The 15,093-nt window shown below is 59.0% G+C and carries 26 protein-coding genes; all 26 read left to right on the top strand.

The genetic code is table 11. The features are described 5' to 3' along the window. The first annotated feature begins 97 nt into the window (after positions 1-97). The 26 genes from rpsL (at position 98) to secY (ending at position 15,067) form a co-directional block, all read left to right on the top strand. On the top strand, positions 98-469 hold the full coding sequence (rpsL, locus tag EC839_RS08615; RefSeq protein WP_007163089.1) for a 30S ribosomal protein S12: 372 nt from the start codon (positions 98-100) through the stop codon (positions 467-469). An 86-nt stretch (positions 470-555) separates the two neighbouring features. Further along, positions 556-1,029 (top strand): 30S ribosomal protein S7, encoded by a 474-nt coding sequence (gene rpsG / locus EC839_RS08610; RefSeq protein WP_007163088.1) that lies wholly within the window; start codon positions 556-558, stop codon positions 1,027-1,029. Between the two features lie 30 nt (positions 1,030-1,059). Next, positions 1,060-3,162, top strand: a complete 2,103-nt coding sequence (fusA, locus tag EC839_RS08605) for an elongation factor G (protein WP_007163087.1) — start codon at positions 1,060-1,062, stop codon at positions 3,160-3,162. Positions 3,163-3,190: 28 nt separating this feature from the next. Then, positions 3,191-4,384 carry an elongation factor Tu gene (gene tuf, locus EC839_RS08600; RefSeq protein ID WP_027603089.1) on the top strand — a complete coding sequence of 398 codons (1,194 nt, stop codon included), beginning with the start codon at positions 3,191-3,193 and terminating at the stop codon, positions 4,382-4,384. A 171-nt stretch (positions 4,385-4,555) separates the two neighbouring features. Further along, complete coding sequence (gene rpsJ, locus EC839_RS08595) at positions 4,556-4,867, top strand: 30S ribosomal protein S10 (RefSeq protein WP_003243886.1); 312 nt, start codon at positions 4,556-4,558, stop codon at positions 4,865-4,867. Positions 4,868-4,951: 84 nt separating this feature from the next. Continuing rightward, positions 4,952-5,587, top strand: coding sequence for a 50S ribosomal protein L3 (gene rplC, locus EC839_RS08590; RefSeq protein ID WP_007161251.1), 636 nt, complete (start codon positions 4,952-4,954; stop codon positions 5,585-5,587). 13 nt (positions 5,588-5,600) lie between these two features. Beyond that, positions 5,601-6,203, top strand: a complete 603-nt coding sequence (gene rplD / locus EC839_RS08585) for a 50S ribosomal protein L4 (protein ID WP_007161250.1) — start codon at positions 5,601-5,603, stop codon at positions 6,201-6,203. Continuing rightward, the gene (gene rplW / locus EC839_RS08580; protein ID WP_007161249.1) at positions 6,200-6,499 is read left to right on the top strand and encodes a 50S ribosomal protein L23; all 300 of its coding nucleotides are present in this window, start codon (positions 6,200-6,202) and stop codon (positions 6,497-6,499) included. Before rplD ends, rplW begins: the two co-directional genes overlap by 4 nt. A gap of 12 nt (positions 6,500-6,511) precedes the next feature. Then, entirely contained in the window at positions 6,512-7,333 is an 822-nt protein-coding gene (gene rplB / locus EC839_RS08575) for a 50S ribosomal protein L2 (RefSeq protein ID WP_007161248.1), read from the top strand. A gap of 18 nt (positions 7,334-7,351) precedes the next feature. Continuing rightward, positions 7,352-7,627 carry a 30S ribosomal protein S19 gene (gene rpsS, locus EC839_RS08570; RefSeq protein WP_007161247.1) on the top strand — a complete coding sequence of 92 codons (276 nt, stop codon included), beginning with the start codon at positions 7,352-7,354 and terminating at the stop codon, positions 7,625-7,627. Positions 7,628-7,639: 12 nt separating this feature from the next. After that, a complete protein-coding gene (rplV, locus tag EC839_RS08565) occupies positions 7,640-7,972 on the top strand; it encodes a 50S ribosomal protein L22 (RefSeq protein WP_007161246.1) in 333 nt (110 codons plus the stop codon). A gap of 13 nt (positions 7,973-7,985) precedes the next feature. Further along, on the top strand, positions 7,986-8,675 hold the full coding sequence (rpsC, locus tag EC839_RS08560; protein ID WP_007161245.1) for a 30S ribosomal protein S3: 690 nt from the start codon (positions 7,986-7,988) through the stop codon (positions 8,673-8,675). A gap of 12 nt (positions 8,676-8,687) precedes the next feature. Then, on the top strand, positions 8,688-9,101 hold the full coding sequence (gene rplP, locus EC839_RS08555) for a 50S ribosomal protein L16 (protein ID WP_007161244.1): 414 nt from the start codon (positions 8,688-8,690) through the stop codon (positions 9,099-9,101). Then, positions 9,101-9,292 (top strand): 50S ribosomal protein L29, encoded by a 192-nt coding sequence (gene rpmC / locus EC839_RS08550; protein WP_007161243.1) that lies wholly within the window; start codon positions 9,101-9,103, stop codon positions 9,290-9,292. Before rplP ends, rpmC begins: the two co-directional genes overlap by 1 nt. 2 nt (positions 9,293-9,294) lie before the next feature. Continuing rightward, positions 9,295-9,561, top strand: a complete 267-nt coding sequence (rpsQ, locus tag EC839_RS08545) for a 30S ribosomal protein S17 (RefSeq protein ID WP_007161242.1) — start codon at positions 9,295-9,297, stop codon at positions 9,559-9,561. A gap of 12 nt (positions 9,562-9,573) precedes the next feature. Further along, a complete protein-coding gene (gene rplN, locus EC839_RS08540; protein WP_007161241.1) occupies positions 9,574-9,942 on the top strand; it encodes a 50S ribosomal protein L14 in 369 nt (122 codons plus the stop codon). Positions 9,943-9,954: 12 nt separating this feature from the next. Continuing rightward, a complete protein-coding gene (rplX, locus tag EC839_RS08535; protein ID WP_007161240.1) occupies positions 9,955-10,269 on the top strand; it encodes a 50S ribosomal protein L24 in 315 nt (104 codons plus the stop codon). 19 nt (positions 10,270-10,288) lie between these two features. Further along, positions 10,289-10,828, top strand: coding sequence for a 50S ribosomal protein L5 (gene rplE, locus EC839_RS08530; RefSeq protein WP_007161239.1), 540 nt, complete (start codon positions 10,289-10,291; stop codon positions 10,826-10,828). Between the two features lie 13 nt (positions 10,829-10,841). Further along, positions 10,842-11,147, top strand: coding sequence for a 30S ribosomal protein S14 (gene rpsN, locus EC839_RS08525; RefSeq protein ID WP_007161238.1), 306 nt, complete (start codon positions 10,842-10,844; stop codon positions 11,145-11,147). 162 nt (positions 11,148-11,309) lie between these two features. Next, a complete protein-coding gene (gene rpsH, locus EC839_RS08520; protein WP_007161237.1) occupies positions 11,310-11,702 on the top strand; it encodes a 30S ribosomal protein S8 in 393 nt (130 codons plus the stop codon). Positions 11,703-11,713: 11 nt separating this feature from the next. Beyond that, positions 11,714-12,247, top strand: a complete 534-nt coding sequence (gene rplF / locus EC839_RS08515) for a 50S ribosomal protein L6 (RefSeq protein WP_007161236.1) — start codon at positions 11,714-11,716, stop codon at positions 12,245-12,247. A 10-nt stretch (positions 12,248-12,257) separates the two neighbouring features. Continuing rightward, complete coding sequence (rplR, locus tag EC839_RS08510) at positions 12,258-12,608, top strand: 50S ribosomal protein L18 (RefSeq protein ID WP_007161235.1); 351 nt, start codon at positions 12,258-12,260, stop codon at positions 12,606-12,608. A 3-nt stretch (positions 12,609-12,611) separates the two neighbouring features. Further along, positions 12,612-13,112 carry a 30S ribosomal protein S5 gene (gene rpsE / locus EC839_RS08505; protein WP_007161234.1) on the top strand — a complete coding sequence of 167 codons (501 nt, stop codon included), beginning with the start codon at positions 12,612-12,614 and terminating at the stop codon, positions 13,110-13,112. Between the two features lie 2 nt (positions 13,113-13,114). Then, entirely contained in the window at positions 13,115-13,297 is a 183-nt protein-coding gene (rpmD, locus tag EC839_RS08500) for a 50S ribosomal protein L30 (RefSeq protein ID WP_007161233.1), read from the top strand. Positions 13,298-13,300: 3 nt separating this feature from the next. Next, positions 13,301-13,735 (top strand): 50S ribosomal protein L15, encoded by a 435-nt coding sequence (gene rplO / locus EC839_RS08495; RefSeq protein ID WP_007161232.1) that lies wholly within the window; start codon positions 13,301-13,303, stop codon positions 13,733-13,735. Then, the gene (secY, locus tag EC839_RS08490) at positions 13,736-15,067 is read left to right on the top strand and encodes a preprotein translocase subunit SecY (RefSeq protein WP_027599183.1); all 1,332 of its coding nucleotides are present in this window, start codon (positions 13,736-13,738) and stop codon (positions 15,065-15,067) included. Positions 15,068-15,093 lie beyond the last annotated feature (26 nt).

Genomic DNA, 15,093 nt, shown 5'->3' with positions numbered 1-15,093 from the left:
GGGTGCGCAAGCTCTTTAGACTTTCGTTCCCCGAAAATGGGCAGGACTAGCGTTCTGCTATTTCGTTTATGTCGCAAGACAATCAGTGGAGCTATAGATGGCAACTATCAACCAGCTGGTGCGTAGTGCACGCAAGCGTATCGTCGAGAAATCCGACGTGCCTGCGCTGCAAAACTGCCCGCAACGTCGTGGCGTGTGCACCCGCGTGTACACCACCACTCCCAAGAAGCCCAACTCCGCACTGCGGAAGGTCTGCCGTGTGCGCCTGACCAATGGCTTCGAGGTCACCTCCTACATCGGCGGTGAAGGTCACAACCTGCAGGAACACAGCGTCGTGCTGATCCGCGGTGGCCGGGTCAAGGATCTGCCGGGTGTGCGTTACCACACCGTGCGTGGCTCGCTGGACACCACCGGCGTCAAGGACCGCAAGCAGGGCCGTTCCAAGTACGGCACCAAGCGTCCGAAGTAATCACCTTTCTTTTTGTTCGAGTCGATAAGAGTAAGGTCGGGCAACGAGTCCCGAGCTAACCTGAAGACCGTTTTGAGGGCTTATCAATGCCAAGACGTCGTGTAGCGGCCAAGCGCGAAATACTTGACGATCCGAAATACGGAAGCCAGATCCTGGCCAAGTTCATGAACCACGTGATGGAGAGCGGCAAGAAAGCCGTTGCCGAGCGTATCGTTTATGGTGCTCTGGACAAGGTCAAAGAGCGTTCCAAGAATGCCGAGCCCCTGGAAGTTTTCGAGAAAGCGCTCGACGCCATCGCTCCGCTGGTCGAAGTGAAGTCCCGCCGTGTCGGCGGTGCTACCTACCAGGTGCCGGTTGAGGTTCGTCCTTCCCGTCGTAATGCCCTGGCCATGCGCTGGCTGGTGGACTCCGCGCGCAAGCGTGGTGAGAAGTCCATGGCTCTGCGCCTGGCGGGTGAACTCATGGACGCTTTTGAAGGCAAGGGTGCCGCAGTCAAGAAGCGCGAAGACGTGCATCGCATGGCAGAAGCCAACAAGGCCTTCTCGCACTACCGCTTCTAAGCCTAGCGCTTCCAATCAAGCGAGGACCTTATGGCTCGTACAACCGCTATTAACCGCTATCGGAACATCGGTATCTGCGCCCACGTGGACGCAGGTAAGACGACTACTACCGAGCGGATTCTGTTCTACACCGGCGTGAACCACAAAATGGGTGAGGTTCACGACGGCGCTGCGACCATGGACTGGATGGTGCAGGAGCAGGAGCGTGGTATCACCATCACCTCCGCTGCCACCACCGCGTTCTGGTCCGGTTCGACCAAGCAGTACGACAAGTACCGCGTAAACATCATCGACACCCCCGGCCACGTGGACTTCACCATTGAGGTGGAGCGTTCCCTGCGCGTGCTGGACGGTGCGGTCGTGGTGTTCTGCGGCACCTCCGGTGTCGAGCCCCAGTCCGAAACCGTATGGCGTCAGGCCAACAAGTACGGCGTGCCGCGTATCGTCTACGTCAACAAGATGGACCGTGCCGGTGCCAACTTCCTGCGCGTCGTCGATCAGATCAAGAAGCGCCTGGGCCACACCCCGGTCCCGGTTCAGTTGGCCATCGGCTCGGAAGAGAACTTCCAGGGCCAGATCGACCTGCTGAAGATGAAGGCCATCTTCTGGAACGATGAAGATCAGGGCATGAGCTACCGCGAGGAAGACATTCCTGCGGACATGCTGGCCGATGCCGAAAAGTGGCGCTCCAACATGGTCGAGGCTGCTGCCGAAGCCAACGAAGAGCTGATGAACAAGTACCTGGAAGAGGGCGAGCTGTCGATCGACGAGATCAAGGCCGGCCTGCGTCAGCGTACCATCGCCTGCGAGATCGTCCCGGCCGTCTGCGGTTCGTCCTTCAAGAACAAGGGCGTGCCCCTGGTTCTGGACGCCGTGATCGAGTTCCTGCCGGCGCCGATCGAGATTCCTGCGATCAAGGGTACCAACCCGGACAACGAGGAAATCGCCGACGAGCGTCATGCAGACGACAACGAGCCCTTCTCGGCTCTGGCGTTCAAGATCGCTACCGACCCCTTCGTGGGTACCCTGACCTTCGCCCGCGTCTACTCGGGTGTACTGAGTTCCGGTGACTCCGTCATCAACTCGGTGAAGGGCAAGAAGGAGCGCGTCGGCCGTATGGTGCAGATGCACGCCAATACCCGTGAAGAAATCAAGGAAGTTCGCGCTGGCGACATCGCCGCCCTGATTGGCATGAAGGACGTCACCACCGGTGACACCCTGTGCTCGATCGAGAAGCCGATCATCCTCGAGCGCATGGACTTCCCGGAGCCGGTGATCTCGGTCGCCGTCGAGCCGAAGACCAAGGCCGACCAGGAGAAGATGGGTATCGCGCTGGGCAAGCTAGCCCAGGAAGATCCCTCGTTCCGCGTCAAGACCGACGAAGAGTCCGGTCAGACCATCATCTCCGGCATGGGCGAGCTGCACCTGGACATCCTGGTGGACCGCATGAAGCGCGAATTCGGCGTGGAAGCGAACATCGGTAAGCCTCAGGTCGCCTACCGCGAAACCATCCGCAACACCTGCGAGATCGAAGGCAAGTTCGTTCGTCAGTCGGGTGGTCGTGGCCAGTTCGGTCACTGCTGGATTCGCTTCGCGCCGGCCGACGAAGGTCAGGAAGGTCTGGAGTTCGTCAGCGAAGTCGTGGGTGGTGTGATTCCGAAGGAATACATCCCGGCGATCCAGAAGGGCATCGAAGAGCAGATGAAGAACGGCATCGTTGCCGGCTATCCGCTGCTTGGCCTGAAGGCCGCTGTGTTCGACGGTTCCTACCACGACGTCGACTCCAACGAGATGGCGTTCAAGATCGCTGCCTCCATGGCGACCAAGCAGCTCACCCAGAAGGGTGGTGCCGTGCTGCTCGAGCCGATCATGAAGGTCGAGGTCGTGACCCCGGAAGACTACATGGGCGACGTCATGGGCGACCTGAACCGTCGTCGTGGCCTGATCCAGGGTATGGAAGACACCGTGACCGGCAAGGTCATTCGTGCCGAGGTTCCGCTGGGCGAGATGTTTGGCTACGCTACGGATGTCCGCTCCATGTCTCAGGGTCGCGCAAGCTACTCCATGGAGTTCTCCAAGTATGCCGAAGCTCCGTCGAACATCGCCGAAGCCATCATCAAGAAACAAGCTTAATCAGCGCTTTGACTAGAGGTTTTATCTCGTGGCTAAAGAAAAATTCGAACGTAACAAACCGCACCTGAACGTGGGCACCATCGGTCACGTCGACCATGGCAAGACCACTCTGACCGCAGCGCTGACCAAAGTCTGTGCCGACACCTGGGGCGGTTCCGCTCGTGGTTTCGACCAGATCGACAACGCGCCGGAAGAAAAGGCTCGCGGTATCACCATCAACACCTCCCACGTTGAGTACGACTCGGCGATCCGTCACTACGCGCACGTCGACTGCCCCGGCCACGCCGACTACGTGAAGAACATGATCACCGGTGCTGCCCAGATGGACGGCGCGATCCTGGTTTGCTCGGCTGCTGACGGCCCCATGCCGCAGACTCGCGAGCACATCCTGCTGTCCCGTCAGGTAGGCGTTCCCTACATCGTCGTGTTCCTGAACAAGGCCGACATGGTTGACGACGCCGAGCTGCTGGAACTGGTCGAAATGGAAGTTCGCGATCTGCTGAACACCTACGACTTCCCGGGCGACGACACTCCGATCGTCATCGGCTCCGCGCTGATGGCCCTGAATGGCCAGGACGACAACGAGATGGGCGTTTCCGCCGTGCGCAAGCTGGTCGAGACCCTGGACTCCTACATCCCCGAGCCCGAGCGCGCCATCGACAAGCCGTTCCTGATGCCGATCGAAGACGTGTTCTCGATCTCCGGTCGCGGCACCGTGGTAACCGGTCGTGTCGAGCGTGGCATCGTCAAGGTCCAGGAAGAAGTCGAGATCGTGGGCATCAAGGCCACCGTCAAGACCACCTGCACCGGCGTTGAAATGTTCCGCAAGCTGCTGGACGAAGGCCGTGCTGGCGAGAACGTCGGCGTGCTGCTGCGTGGCACCAAGCGTGAGGACGTGGAGCGTGGCCAGGTTCTGGCCAAGCCGAACACCATCAAGCCGCACACCAAGTTCGAGTGCGAAGTGTACGTGCTGTCCAAGGAAGAAGGTGGTCGTCACACCCCGTTCTTCAAGGGCTACCGTCCGCAGTTCTACTTCCGCACCACCGACGTGACCGGTAACTGCGAGCTGCCGGAAGGTGTCGAGATGGTGATGCCGGGCGACAACATCAAGATGGTTGTCACCCTGATCGCTCCGATCGCGATGGAAGACGGTCTGCGCTTCGCCATCCGTGAAGGCGGTCGTACCGTCGGCGCCGGCGTGGTTGCCAAGATCATCGAGTAATCGATTGATCTGAAACGAAAAAAGGCCCTTCGGGGCCTTTTTTCTTGCCTCATGAAATTGACAGATGGCAAAAGAGGCGTTCTTGACAGCTGTCGGCGACATCCTTAGAATTGCGCCTCCTTTAATCGGGCACCTTTTTGCCCGAGGGGAAAGCTTGGAGTCTGAGGTCAAATGCAAAATCAACAAATCCGTATTCGGTTGAAGGCTTTTGATCATCGCCTGATCGATCAATCTACCCAGGAAATCGTGGAAACCGCGAAACGTACTGGTGCTCAGGTGCGTGGTCCGATTCCTCTGCCAACCCGCAAGGAACGTTACACAGTGCTGATTTCTCCGCACGTCAACAAGGACGCTCGTGACCAGTACGAAATTCGTACCCACAAGCGTGTGCTCGACATCGTTCAGCCCACCGACAAGACCGTCGATGCGCTGATGAAGCTCGATCTCGCCGCTGGCGTTGAAGTGCAAATCAGCCTCGGCTGAGACCGTCAAGGTTTCAGTCGTGTAACGCTCTGAAATGGGCGGCCATAGCGGGTGAAAGCCCCGTACACTCAAGAGGTTCTCAACATGACGATTGGTTTAGTCGGTCGTAAATGCGGTATGACCCGCGTTTTCACCGAAGAAGGCGTTTCCGTTCCGGTTACGGTCATTGAGATCGAGCCGAATCGCGTAACCCAATTCAAAAGCGAAGAAACCGATGGCTACCGCGCCATTCAGGTAACCGTGGGCGAGCGTCGTGCTTCCCGCGTGACCAAGGCGCAAGCCGGTCACTTTGCCAAGGCCAGCGTTGCTGCTGGTCGTAGCGTCCTCGAATTCCGCCTGGAAGACGGTGAATACAAGGCCGGCGACGAAGTCACCGTAGCCCTGTTTGAAGCCGGTCAGATGGTTGATGTCACTGGTCAGTCCAAAGGTAAGGGCTACGCCGGTACCATCAAGCGCTGGAACTTCCGTGGTCAGGACAACACCCACGGTAACTCCGTTTCCCACCGTGCACCTGGTTCCATCGGCCAGTGCCAGACTCCTGGTCGAGTGTTCAAGGGCAAGAAAATGTCCGGTCACCTGGGTGCGGAGCGTGTAACCGTTCAGTCGCTGGAAGTCGTGCGTGTAGACGCCGAGCGCAACCTGCTGCTGGTCAAGGGTGCCGTCCCCGGCGCGCCGGGTGGTGACGTGATCGTGCGTCCCGCTGTCAAGGCCCGTGGTTGAGAGGAGAGAGAACATGCAACTCAATGTGAATGGCTCTCAAGCTATCGAAGTCTCCGAGCACACCTTCGGCGGTGAATTCAACGAGACCCTGGTTCACCAGGCAGTCGTTGCCTACATGGCTGGCGGTCGTCAGGGCACTCGTGCCCAGAAGACCCGTTCCGAAGTCAGCGGCGGCGGCAAGAAGCCCTGGCGTCAGAAGGGCAGCGGTCGTGCCCGTGCCGGTACCATCCGCAGCCCCATCTGGCGTTCCGGTGGCGTGGCTTTCGCAGCCAAGCCCCAGGATCACAGCCAGAAGCTGAACAAGAAGATGTACCGCGCTGCACTGCGCTCCATCCTCGCCGAGCTGGTCCGTCTGGATCGTCTGGTCGTGGTTGACGACTTCGCCGTCGACGCGCCCAAGACCAAGACCCTGGTCAGCAAGCTGGACGGCCTGGGCCTGAGCGACGTGCTGATCGTGACCGACGCTGTCGACCAGAATCTGTATCTGGCCGCCCGCAACCTGCCTTTCGTCGACGTGCGTGATGTCCAGGGTTCCGACCCGGTCAGCCTGATCGCCTACGACAAGGTGCTGGTCACTGTGTCCGCCGTGAAGAAATTCGAGGAGCTGCTGGCATGAACCAGGAACGCGTATTCAAAGTGCTGCTTGGCCCGCACATCTCCGAGAAGGCCACCATGCTGGCGGACAGCCAGAAGCAGTTCGTATTCAAGGTTGCCACCGATGCAACCAAGCTGGAAATCAAAAAGGCCGTCGAGCAGCTGTTCGAGGTCAAGGTTCGCAGCGTCAGCACCCTGAACGTCCAGGGCAAGACCAAGCGCACCGCTCGTGGTCTGGGCAAGCGTAACGACTGGAAAAAAGCGTACATCGCGCTCCAGCCGGGCCAGGATCTCGACTTTTCCAGCAGCGCCGAGTAATCAGGGGGCATCATGGCAATCGTAAAATGCAAGCCGACCTCCGCTGGCCGCCGCTTTGTGGTCAAGGTGGTCAACTCTGATCTGCACAAAGGCGCGCCCTACGCTCCTTTGCTGGAGAAGAAGAGCAAGTCCGGCGGCCGTAACAACAATGGTCGTATCACCACTCGCCACATCGGCGGTGGTCACAAGCAGCACTATCGTCTGGTCGATTTCCGTCGCAACAAGGATGGCATTCCTGCCGTCGTCGAGCGTATCGAATACGATCCGAATCGTACTGCACACATCGCTCTGCTGAAGTACGCCGATGGCGAGCGTCGCTACATCATCGCTCCCAAGGGCGTTGCTGCCGGTGACCAGCTGCTGTCCGGCGCTGGCGCGCCCATCAAGGCCGGCAACAACCTGCCGCTGCGTAACGTGCCGGTTGGTAGCACCATCCACGGTATCGAGCTGAAGCCTGGCAAAGGCGCTCAGATCGCTCGCTCCGCGGGTACCTCCGCTCAGCTGGTCGCCCGCGAAGGCGCCTACGTCACCGTGCGCCTGCGCAGCGGTGAAATGCGCAAGGTGCTGTCCGAGTGCCGTGCCACCCTGGGCGAAGTGTCCAACGGTGAGCACAGCCTGCGTTCGCTGGGTAAGGCCGGTGCCACCCGCTGGCGTGGCGTGCGTCCGACTGTACGTGGCGTTGCCATGAACCCGGTCGATCACCCGCACGGTGGTGGTGAAGGTCGTACTTCCGGTGGCCGTCATCCGGTTTCGCCGTGGGGCGTCAAGACCAAGGGTCTCAAGACGCGCTCCAACAAGCGTACCGACAAGATGATTGTCCGTCGCGGCAAGTAATCAGTAGAGGATTCGACTGTGCCCCGTTCTCTGAAGAAAGGTCCTTTTATCGATCTTCACCTGTTGAAGAAGATCGAAGTCGCGGTGGAAAAAAACGAACGCAAGCCGATCAAGACCTGGTCGCGTCGTTCGATGATCCTGCCGCAGATGGTCGGCCTGACCATTGCTGTGCACAACGGTCGTCAACATGTCCCCGTTCTGGTGAACGAAGACATGGTCGGCCACAAACTCGGCGAGTTCGCTGCTACCCGCACCTATCGCGGTCATGCGGCTGACAAGAAAGCCAAGCGTTAAGGGGTAAGGAAGATGGAAGTAGCCGCTAAGCTGTCGGGCGCTCGTATCTCCGCCCAGAAAGCCCGCTTGGTCGCCGACCAGATTCGCGGGAAGAAGGTGGGCGAAGCGCTCAACCTGTTGACTTTCAGCAGCAAGAAAGCCGCTGAAATCATGAAGAAGGTGCTGGAGTCGGCTGTTGCCAACGCCGAGCACAATGAAGGCGCCGACGTGGACGATCTGAAGGTCTCCACCGTCTTCGTAAACGAAGGTCGTTCGCTCAAGCGCATCATGCCGCGTGCCAAAGGTCGTGCTGATCGCATCGTGAAGCGGTCTTGCCATATCACGGTCAAGGTTGCGGACAAGTAACGGAGTCGATCAGATGGGTCAGAAAGTACATCCCAATGGCATTCGCCTGGGTATCGTCAAGGAGCACACTTCGGTCTGGTACGCGGATAAGCGCACTTATGCGGACTATCTGCTGGCCGACCTGAAGGTTCGTGAGTACCTCCAGGACAAACTAAAAAGCGCGTCCGTAAGCCGTATCGATATTCATCGCCCGGCTCAAACCGCACGCATCACCATCCACACCGCCCGTCCCGGTATCGTGATCGGCAAGAAAGGTGAGGATGTCGAGAAGCTGCGTCAGGACCTGACCGCAAGAATGGGTGTGCCCGTGCACATCAACATCGAAGAGATCCGCAAGCCGGAGCTCGACGGTGCCCTGGTTGCGCAGAGCGTTGCGCAGCAGCTTGAGCGTCGTGTGATGTTCCGTCGCGCCATGAAGCGTGCCGTGCAGAACGCGATCCGCATTGGTGCCAAGGGCATCAAGATTCAAGTGAGCGGTCGTCTGGGCGGTGCTGAAATCGCCCGTACCGAGTGGTATCGCGAAGGTCGTGTGCCCCTGCACACCCTGCGTGCCGATATTGACTACGCCACTGCGGAAGCTCACACCACCTACGGTGTGATCGGTGTGAAGGTCTGGATCTTCAAGGGTGAGGTCATTGGTGGCCGCCAGGAAGAGCTCAAGCCCGTCGCCCCGGCTCCGCGCAAAAAAGCTGCTGCTAAGTAAGGAGTACGCAACATGCTGCAACCCAAGCGTACAAAATTCCGCAAGCAGATGACCGGCCACAACCGTGGTCTGGCTCATCGCGGTAGCAAGGTCAGCTTCGGCGAGTACGCGCTGAAGGCTGTCGGCCGTGGCCGTCTGACCGCTCGCCAGATCGAATCCGCACGTCGTGCGCTGACCCGTCACGTGAAGCGTGGCGGCAAGATCTGGATCCGCGTCTTCCCTGACAAGCCTGTCACCAAGAAGCCTCTCGAAGTGCGGATGGGTAAAGGTAAGGGTAGTGTCGAGTACTGGGTAGCCCAGATCCAGCCGGGCAAGGTCCTGTACGAGATCGAGGGTGTTTCCGAGGATCTGGCTCGTCAGGCATTCGCCCTGGCCGCTGCCAAGCTTCCCGTCGAAACCTCCTTTGTTAAGCGGACGGTGATGTGATGAAAGCGAAAGATTTGCGTGAGAAATCCGTAGAGGAGCTGAACGAGCAGCTTCTCAACCTGCTGCGTGACCAGTTCAATCTGCGTATGCAGAAGGCAACTGGCCAGTTGGGTCAGTCTCACATGCTCTCGCAAGTGAAGCGCGACATCGCTCGCGTCAAGACTGTGCTGAACCAGCAAGCAGGTAAGTGATCATGGCTGAAGCTGAAAAAACTGTCCGTACGCTGACCGGCCGAGTGGTCAGCGACAAGATGGACAAAACCGTGACCGTACTGATCGAGCGTCGCGTAAAGCACCCGATCTACGGCAAATACGTGAAGCGTTCCACCAAGCTGCACGCTCACGACGAAACCAATCAGTGCCGCATTGGTGACCTGGTCACCATTCGCGAAACCCGCCCGCTGGCCAAGACCAAGGCGTGGACCCTGGTTGACGTCGTCGAGCGCGCCGTTCAGGTATAAGGGTAGAGAGCCATGATCCAGACTCAATCCATGCTTGACGTCGCCGACAACAGCGGCGCTCGTCGCGTGATGTGCATCAAGGTGCTCGGCGGTTCCCACCGCCGCTACGCCGGCATCGGCGACATCATCAAAGTCACCGTCAAGGAAGCAATTCCGCGCGGCAAGGTGAAGAAAGGTCAGGTGATGACTGCTGTCGTCGTGCGTACCAAGCACGGCGTCCGCCGCACCGACGGTTCCATCATCCGCTTCGACGGCAACGCCGCGGTTCTGTTGAACAACAAGCAAGAGCCGATTGGCACCCGTATCTTTGGGCCGGTGACCCGTGAACTTCGCTCCGAGAAGTTCATGAAGATCGTCTCCCTTGCCCCCGAAGTGCTGTAAGGAGTAGCCGACATGCAAAAGATTCGTCGTGACGACGAGGTAATCGTCATTGCCGGCAAGGACAAGGGCAAACGTGGCAAGGTGCTGAAGGTGCTCGCCGATGACCGTCTGGTCGTTGGCGGGGTCAACCTGGTCAAGCGCCACACCAAGCCCAACCCCATGCTGGGCGTTCAGGGTGGCATCGTAGAGAAAGAAGCCCCTCTGCATGTCTCCAACGTTGCCATTTTCAACTCCGAGACCAACAAGGCTGACCGCGTTGGTTTCAAAGTCGAAGACGGCAAGAAGATTCGTATCTTCAAGTCGACCCAAAAAGCGGTCCAGGCCTGAAGCTGCTAGGTAGATCACCATGGCTCGATTGAAAGAGATTTATCGGAAGGAAATCGCGCCCAAGCTGAAAGAGCAGCTTCAGCTGGGTAACGTGATGGAAGTTCCGCGCATCACCAAGATCACCTTGAACATGGGTCTGGGCGAAGCAGTCGGTGACAAGAAGATCATCGACAACGCTGTAGCTGACCTGGAAAAGATCGCTGGTCAAAAGCCGGTCGTGACTTATGCCCGCAATTCCATTGCCGGCTTCAAGATCCGCGAAGGCTGGCCGATTGGCGTCAAGGTGACCCTGCGTAGCGATCGCATGTATGAATTCCTGGATCGTCTGCTGTCCATCTCCCTGCCGCGCGTACGTGACTTCCGCGGCCTGAATGCCAAGTCCTTCGATGGTCGTGGTAACTACAGCATGGGCGTGAAAGAGCAGATCATCTTCCCGGAAATCGATTACGACAAGATCGATGCGCTGCGTGGCATGGACATCACCCTGACCACCACCGCTCGTACCGACGAGGAAGGCCGTGCGCTGCTGCGCGCGTTCAACTTCCCGTTCCGTAACTGATTGAGGTCTTCAAATGGCTAAGCAAAGCATGATTAACCGTGAGCTGAAGCGTCAGCAAACGGTTGCCAAGTACGCCAAGAAGCGCGCCGAGCTGAAGGCGACCATCGGTAACGTCAACGCCTCCCCCGAGGAGCGTTGGAATGCCCAGGTCGCCCTGCAGAAGCAGCCCCGTGACGCCAGCGCCAGCCGCATGCGTAACCGCTGCCGCCTGACCGGTCGTCCGCATGGCGTGTACCGCAAGTTCGGTCTGTCCCGCATCAAGCTGCGTGAAGCAGCCATGCGCGGTGACGTGCCCGGCCTGGTGAAGGCCAGCTGGTAACAGCTAGCGCCTTTCATCGCGGTAACTGAATCAAGCCCCTTTTGGGGCTTGATTCGTTTCAGGCCGATCTCTAGAATGCTCGGCTCGCCCGAATCGGCCTATTGCCGAGGGGTGATTTTGAGAGCCGGTAGGCTCAATTTCTGTATTAGGAGCTAATAGCCCATGAGTATGCAGGACCCGTTAGCAGACATGCTAACTCGTATCCGTAATGCCCAGATGGCTGAAAAGGCCGTTGTGAGCATGCCTTCTTCCAAGCTGAAGGCTGCCGTCGCCAAAGTCCTCAAGGACGAAGGTTACATCGCGGATTTTCAGGTCAGCGCGGAAGCCAAGCCGTCGCTGTCCATCGAGCTGAAGTACTTCGAAGGCAAGCCTGTCATCGAAGAGCTGAAGCGTAGCAGCCGTCCCGGTCTGCGCCAGTACAAAGCCGTTGACCAGCTGCCGAAAGTGCGTGGCGGTCTGGGCGTGTCGATCGTTTCCACCAACAAAGGTGTGATGACTGATCGCGCAGCCCGTGCTGCTGGTGTTGGCGGCGAAGTGCTCTGCACAGTCTTCTAAGGGGAATCAGCATGTCTCGCGTTGCTAAAAACCCTGTAAGACTGCCTGCAGGCGTCGAAGTTAATCTGGCCGGTCAGGCCCTTTCGATCAAGGGTGCCAAGGGCGCTCTGGAACTGAAGGTTCATCCGTCCGTTGAAGTCATTCAAGAGTCCGGTGAGCTGCGTTTCGCTGCTCGCAATGGCGATCAGCAGACCCGTGCGATGGCCGGCACTACCCGTGCCCTGGTCAACAACATGGTGGTCGGCGTCAGCCAGGGCTTCGAGCGCAAGCTGCAACTGGTCGGTGTGGGCTACAAGGCCCAAGCCAAAGGTCAGGTGCTGAACCTCGCTCTGGGCTTCTCTCATCCCGTGGACTACGACCTGCCGCAAGGCATCACCGCAGAAACCCCCAACCAGACCGAAATCCTGATCAAGGGTATCGACAAGCAGCTGGTCGGCCAGGTTGCGGCTGAGATTCGTGGTTTCCGTCCGCCGGAGCCTTACAAGGGCAAGGGCGTACGGTATGCCGACGAAGTCGTCCACCGTAAAGAAGCCAAGAAAAAGTAGGGCATAGCAAATGACCGTCAAGAAAGAAACCCGACTGCGTCGCGCTCGCAAGGCTCGCCTGAAGATGCGCGAGCTGGAAGTGGTGCGTCTGTGCGTGTACCGCTCTTCCCAGCACATCTATGCCCAGGTCATCGCGGCCGACGGCAGCAAGGTCCTGGCCAGCGCTTCTACGCTGGACAAAGAACTGCGCGAAAGCGCTACCAGCAACGTCGAGGCGGCCAAGAAAGTTGGTCTGCTGGTCGCCGAGCGTGCCAAGGCCGCTGGCGTTACCCAGGTGGCCTTTGATCGTTCTGGCTTCAAGTACCATGGTCGCGTCAAAGCGCTGGCCGACGCTGCTCGTGAAGGCGGGCTGGAGTTCTAAGTCATGGCAAATAACGATCAAAAGCGCGACGAAGGCTACATCGAGAAGCTGGTTCAAGTTAACCGCGTAGCCAAAACCGTGAAAGGCGGCCGTATCTTCGCCTTCACCGCTCTGACCGTGGTTGGCGATGGCAAAGGCCGCGTTGGCTTCGGCCGTGGCAAGGCCCGTGAAGTGCCTGCTGCCATCCAGAAGGCTATGGAAGCTGCTCGCCGCAACATGATCCAGGTGGATCTGAACGGCACCACTCTGCAGTACCCGGTCAAGGCCGCCCATGGCGCCTCCAAGGTGTACATGCAGCCCGCTTCCGACGGTACCGGCATCATCGCCGGCGGTGCCATGCGCGCCGTGCTGGAAGTCGCCGGTGTGCAGAACGTCCTGGCCAAGTGCTACGGCTCCACCAACCCGGTAAACGTTGTGTACGCGACCTTTGAAGGTCTCAAGCACATGCAGGCGCCGGAAGCTGTTGCCGCCAAGCGTGGCAAGAGCGTCGAGGAGATTCTCTGATCATGGCTAACGCAACCGTCAAGGTCACGCTGATCAAGAGCGTCCATGGCCGTCTGGCCAATCACAAGGCTTGCGTCAAGGGTCTCGGCCTGCGTCGCATTGGTCACACCGTCGAAGTTCAGGACACCCCTGAGAATCGCGGCATGATCAACAAGGCCTATTACCTTCTGCGTGTGGAGGGTTAAGTCATGAAATTGAATGATCTGCGTTCCGCTCCCGGCGCTCGCCGCGAGAAGCTGCGTCCCGGTCGTGGTATCGGTAGCGGCCTGGGCAAGACCGGTGGCCGCGGCCACAAGGGTCTGACCTCCCGCTCCGGTGGCAAGGTTGCCCCCGGCTTCGAGGGCGGCCAGCAGCCGCTGCACCGTCGTCTGCCCAAGTTCGGCTTCGTTTCGCTGAAGGCCCTGGACCGCGCCGAGGTTCGTACCTCCGAGCTGGCCAAGGTTGATGTCGATGTCGTCGATCTGCAGGCGCTGAAAGACGCCAACGTGATCAGCCGCGACATCAAGCGTGTCAAGGTTGTGCTGTCCGGCGACGTCACTCGTGCCGTCACCCTGAAGGGCATTGGTGCCACCAAGGGCGCACGTGCAGCCATCGAAGCAGCTGGCGGCAAGATCGAGGAATAAATGGCTAAGCAAGGTGCTCTCTCTGCGCTCAGCAAGACCGGTGGTATGTCCGAGCTGTGGACCCGCCTCCGATTCCTGTTCCTGGCGATCATCGTCTACAGGATCGGTGCGCACATCCCTGTTCCGGGTATCAATCCCGATCAGCTGGCCGCACTGTTCAGGCAGAACGAGGGGACCATTCTTAGCCTCTTCAACATGTTCTCTGGCGGTGCGCTGGAGCGGATGAGCATCTTTGCACTGGGGATCATGCCGTACATCTCGGCATCGATCATCATGCAGCTGCTTACCGCAATCAGCCCACAGCTGGAGCAATTGAAGAAAGAGGGTGAGTCTGGTCGTCGCAAGATCAGCCAGTACACCCGTTACGGCACACTGGTTCTGGCGCTCGTTCAGGCCACCGGGATGTCGGTTGGACTTGCCAGTCAGGGCGTGGCGTTCAGCGTGGGCTTCAGCTTCTACTTCGTAGCTGTCACCACCTTCGTCGCCGGCGCACTGTTCATGATGTGGCTGGGTGAGCAGATCACCGAGCGCGGTATCGGCAATGGCATCTCGATGCTGATCTTCGCCGGTATCGTCGCGGGCTTGCCTCGCGCCATCGGTCAGTCCTTCGAGTCGGCACGGCAGGGCGATATCAACATCTTCGCGCTGATCATGGTCGGTGTGGTGGCGGTCGCCATCATCGCCTTCGTGGTGTTTATCGAGCGTGGCCAGCGTCGTATCGCTGTGCACTACGCCAAGCGCCAGCAGGGTCGCAAGGTCTTCGCTGCGCAGAACAGCCATCTGCCGCTCAAGGTGAACATGGCCGGGGTTATCCCGGCGATCTTCGCCAGCAGCATCCTGCTGTTTCCGGCATCGCTCGGTTCGTGGTTCGGTCAGTCCGAAGGTCTCGGTTGGTTGCAGGACGTGGCTCAGGCCATCGCGCCCGGTCAGCCGCTGAACATCTTGCTGTTTAGTGCAGGGATCATCTTCTTCTGCTTCTTCTATACAGCGCTGATGTTCAACCCCAAGGACGTGGCAGAGAACCTGAAGAAATCCGGGGCGTTCATCCCGGGTATTCGTCCTGGTGAGCAGTCCGCGCGCTATATCGATGGCGTGCTGACCCGACTGACCATGTTCGGTGCCCTGTACATGACGGCGGTGTGCTTGTTGCCCCAGTTCCTGGTGGTCGCGGCGAACGTGCCGTTCTATCTCGGCGGGACCTCGTTGCTGATCGTGGTGGTAGTGGTCATGGACTTCATGTCCCAGGTCCAATCCCATCTCGTATCTCATCAATACGAGTCCCTGATGAAGAAAGCCAACCTGAAGGGCTACGGCAGCGGCATGATGCGCTGATCCGTTACCCGTAAGGTTAGAGGAGT

The organism is Pseudomonas sp. JUb52, assembly GCF_004341115.1.
GTDB classification, from domain to species: Bacteria; Pseudomonadota; Gammaproteobacteria; order Pseudomonadales; family Pseudomonadaceae; genus Chryseomonas; species Chryseomonas oryzihabitans.
The sequence above is the reverse complement of the archived record's forward strand: the minus strand, read 5'-3'. Positions and strand labels throughout refer to the sequence as shown.

What these genes read in the sequence shown, in the direction of transcription:
- rplN (WP_007161241.1), top strand. Translation starts at nt 9,574, where the DNA reads ATGATCCAGACTCAATCCATGCTTGACGTCGCCGACAACAGCGGCGCT.
- rplX (WP_007161240.1), top strand. Translation starts at nt 9,955, where the DNA reads ATGCAAAAGATTCGTCGTGACGACGAGGTAATCGTCATTGCCGGCAAG.
- rplP (WP_007161244.1), top strand. Translation starts at nt 8,688, where the DNA reads ATGCTGCAACCCAAGCGTACAAAATTCCGCAAGCAGATGACCGGCCAC.
- rplV (WP_007161246.1), top strand. Translation starts at nt 7,640, where the DNA reads ATGGAAGTAGCCGCTAAGCTGTCGGGCGCTCGTATCTCCGCCCAGAAA.
- rplO (WP_007161232.1), top strand. Translation starts at nt 13,301, where the DNA reads ATGAAATTGAATGATCTGCGTTCCGCTCCCGGCGCTCGCCGCGAGAAG.
- rplD (WP_007161250.1), top strand. Translation starts at nt 5,601, where the DNA reads ATGCAACTCAATGTGAATGGCTCTCAAGCTATCGAAGTCTCCGAGCAC.
- rpsJ (WP_003243886.1), top strand. Translation starts at nt 4,556, where the DNA reads ATGCAAAATCAACAAATCCGTATTCGGTTGAAGGCTTTTGATCATCGC.
- secY (WP_027599183.1), top strand. Translation starts at nt 13,736, where the DNA reads ATGGCTAAGCAAGGTGCTCTCTCTGCGCTCAGCAAGACCGGTGGTATG.
- rplF (WP_007161236.1), top strand. Translation starts at nt 11,714, where the DNA reads ATGTCTCGCGTTGCTAAAAACCCTGTAAGACTGCCTGCAGGCGTCGAA.
- rpsC (WP_007161245.1), top strand. Translation starts at nt 7,986, where the DNA reads ATGGGTCAGAAAGTACATCCCAATGGCATTCGCCTGGGTATCGTCAAG.
- rpsH (WP_007161237.1), top strand. Translation starts at nt 11,310, where the DNA reads ATGAGTATGCAGGACCCGTTAGCAGACATGCTAACTCGTATCCGTAAT.
- rpsQ (WP_007161242.1), top strand. Translation starts at nt 9,295, where the DNA reads ATGGCTGAAGCTGAAAAAACTGTCCGTACGCTGACCGGCCGAGTGGTC.
- rpsL (WP_007163089.1), top strand. Translation starts at nt 98, where the DNA reads ATGGCAACTATCAACCAGCTGGTGCGTAGTGCACGCAAGCGTATCGTC.
- rpmC (WP_007161243.1), top strand. Translation starts at nt 9,101, where the DNA reads ATGAAAGCGAAAGATTTGCGTGAGAAATCCGTAGAGGAGCTGAACGAG.
- rplC (WP_007161251.1), top strand. Translation starts at nt 4,952, where the DNA reads ATGACGATTGGTTTAGTCGGTCGTAAATGCGGTATGACCCGCGTTTTC.
- fusA (WP_007163087.1), top strand. Translation starts at nt 1,060, where the DNA reads ATGGCTCGTACAACCGCTATTAACCGCTATCGGAACATCGGTATCTGC.
- rpsG (WP_007163088.1), top strand. Translation starts at nt 556, where the DNA reads ATGCCAAGACGTCGTGTAGCGGCCAAGCGCGAAATACTTGACGATCCG.
- rpsE (WP_007161234.1), top strand. Translation starts at nt 12,612, where the DNA reads ATGGCAAATAACGATCAAAAGCGCGACGAAGGCTACATCGAGAAGCTG.
- rpmD (WP_007161233.1), top strand. Translation starts at nt 13,115, where the DNA reads ATGGCTAACGCAACCGTCAAGGTCACGCTGATCAAGAGCGTCCATGGC.
- rplE (WP_007161239.1), top strand. Translation starts at nt 10,289, where the DNA reads ATGGCTCGATTGAAAGAGATTTATCGGAAGGAAATCGCGCCCAAGCTG.
- rpsN (WP_007161238.1), top strand. Translation starts at nt 10,842, where the DNA reads ATGGCTAAGCAAAGCATGATTAACCGTGAGCTGAAGCGTCAGCAAACG.
- rplR (WP_007161235.1), top strand. Translation starts at nt 12,258, where the DNA reads ATGACCGTCAAGAAAGAAACCCGACTGCGTCGCGCTCGCAAGGCTCGC.
- rplB (WP_007161248.1), top strand. Translation starts at nt 6,512, where the DNA reads ATGGCAATCGTAAAATGCAAGCCGACCTCCGCTGGCCGCCGCTTTGTG.
- rplW (WP_007161249.1), top strand. Translation starts at nt 6,200, where the DNA reads ATGAACCAGGAACGCGTATTCAAAGTGCTGCTTGGCCCGCACATCTCC.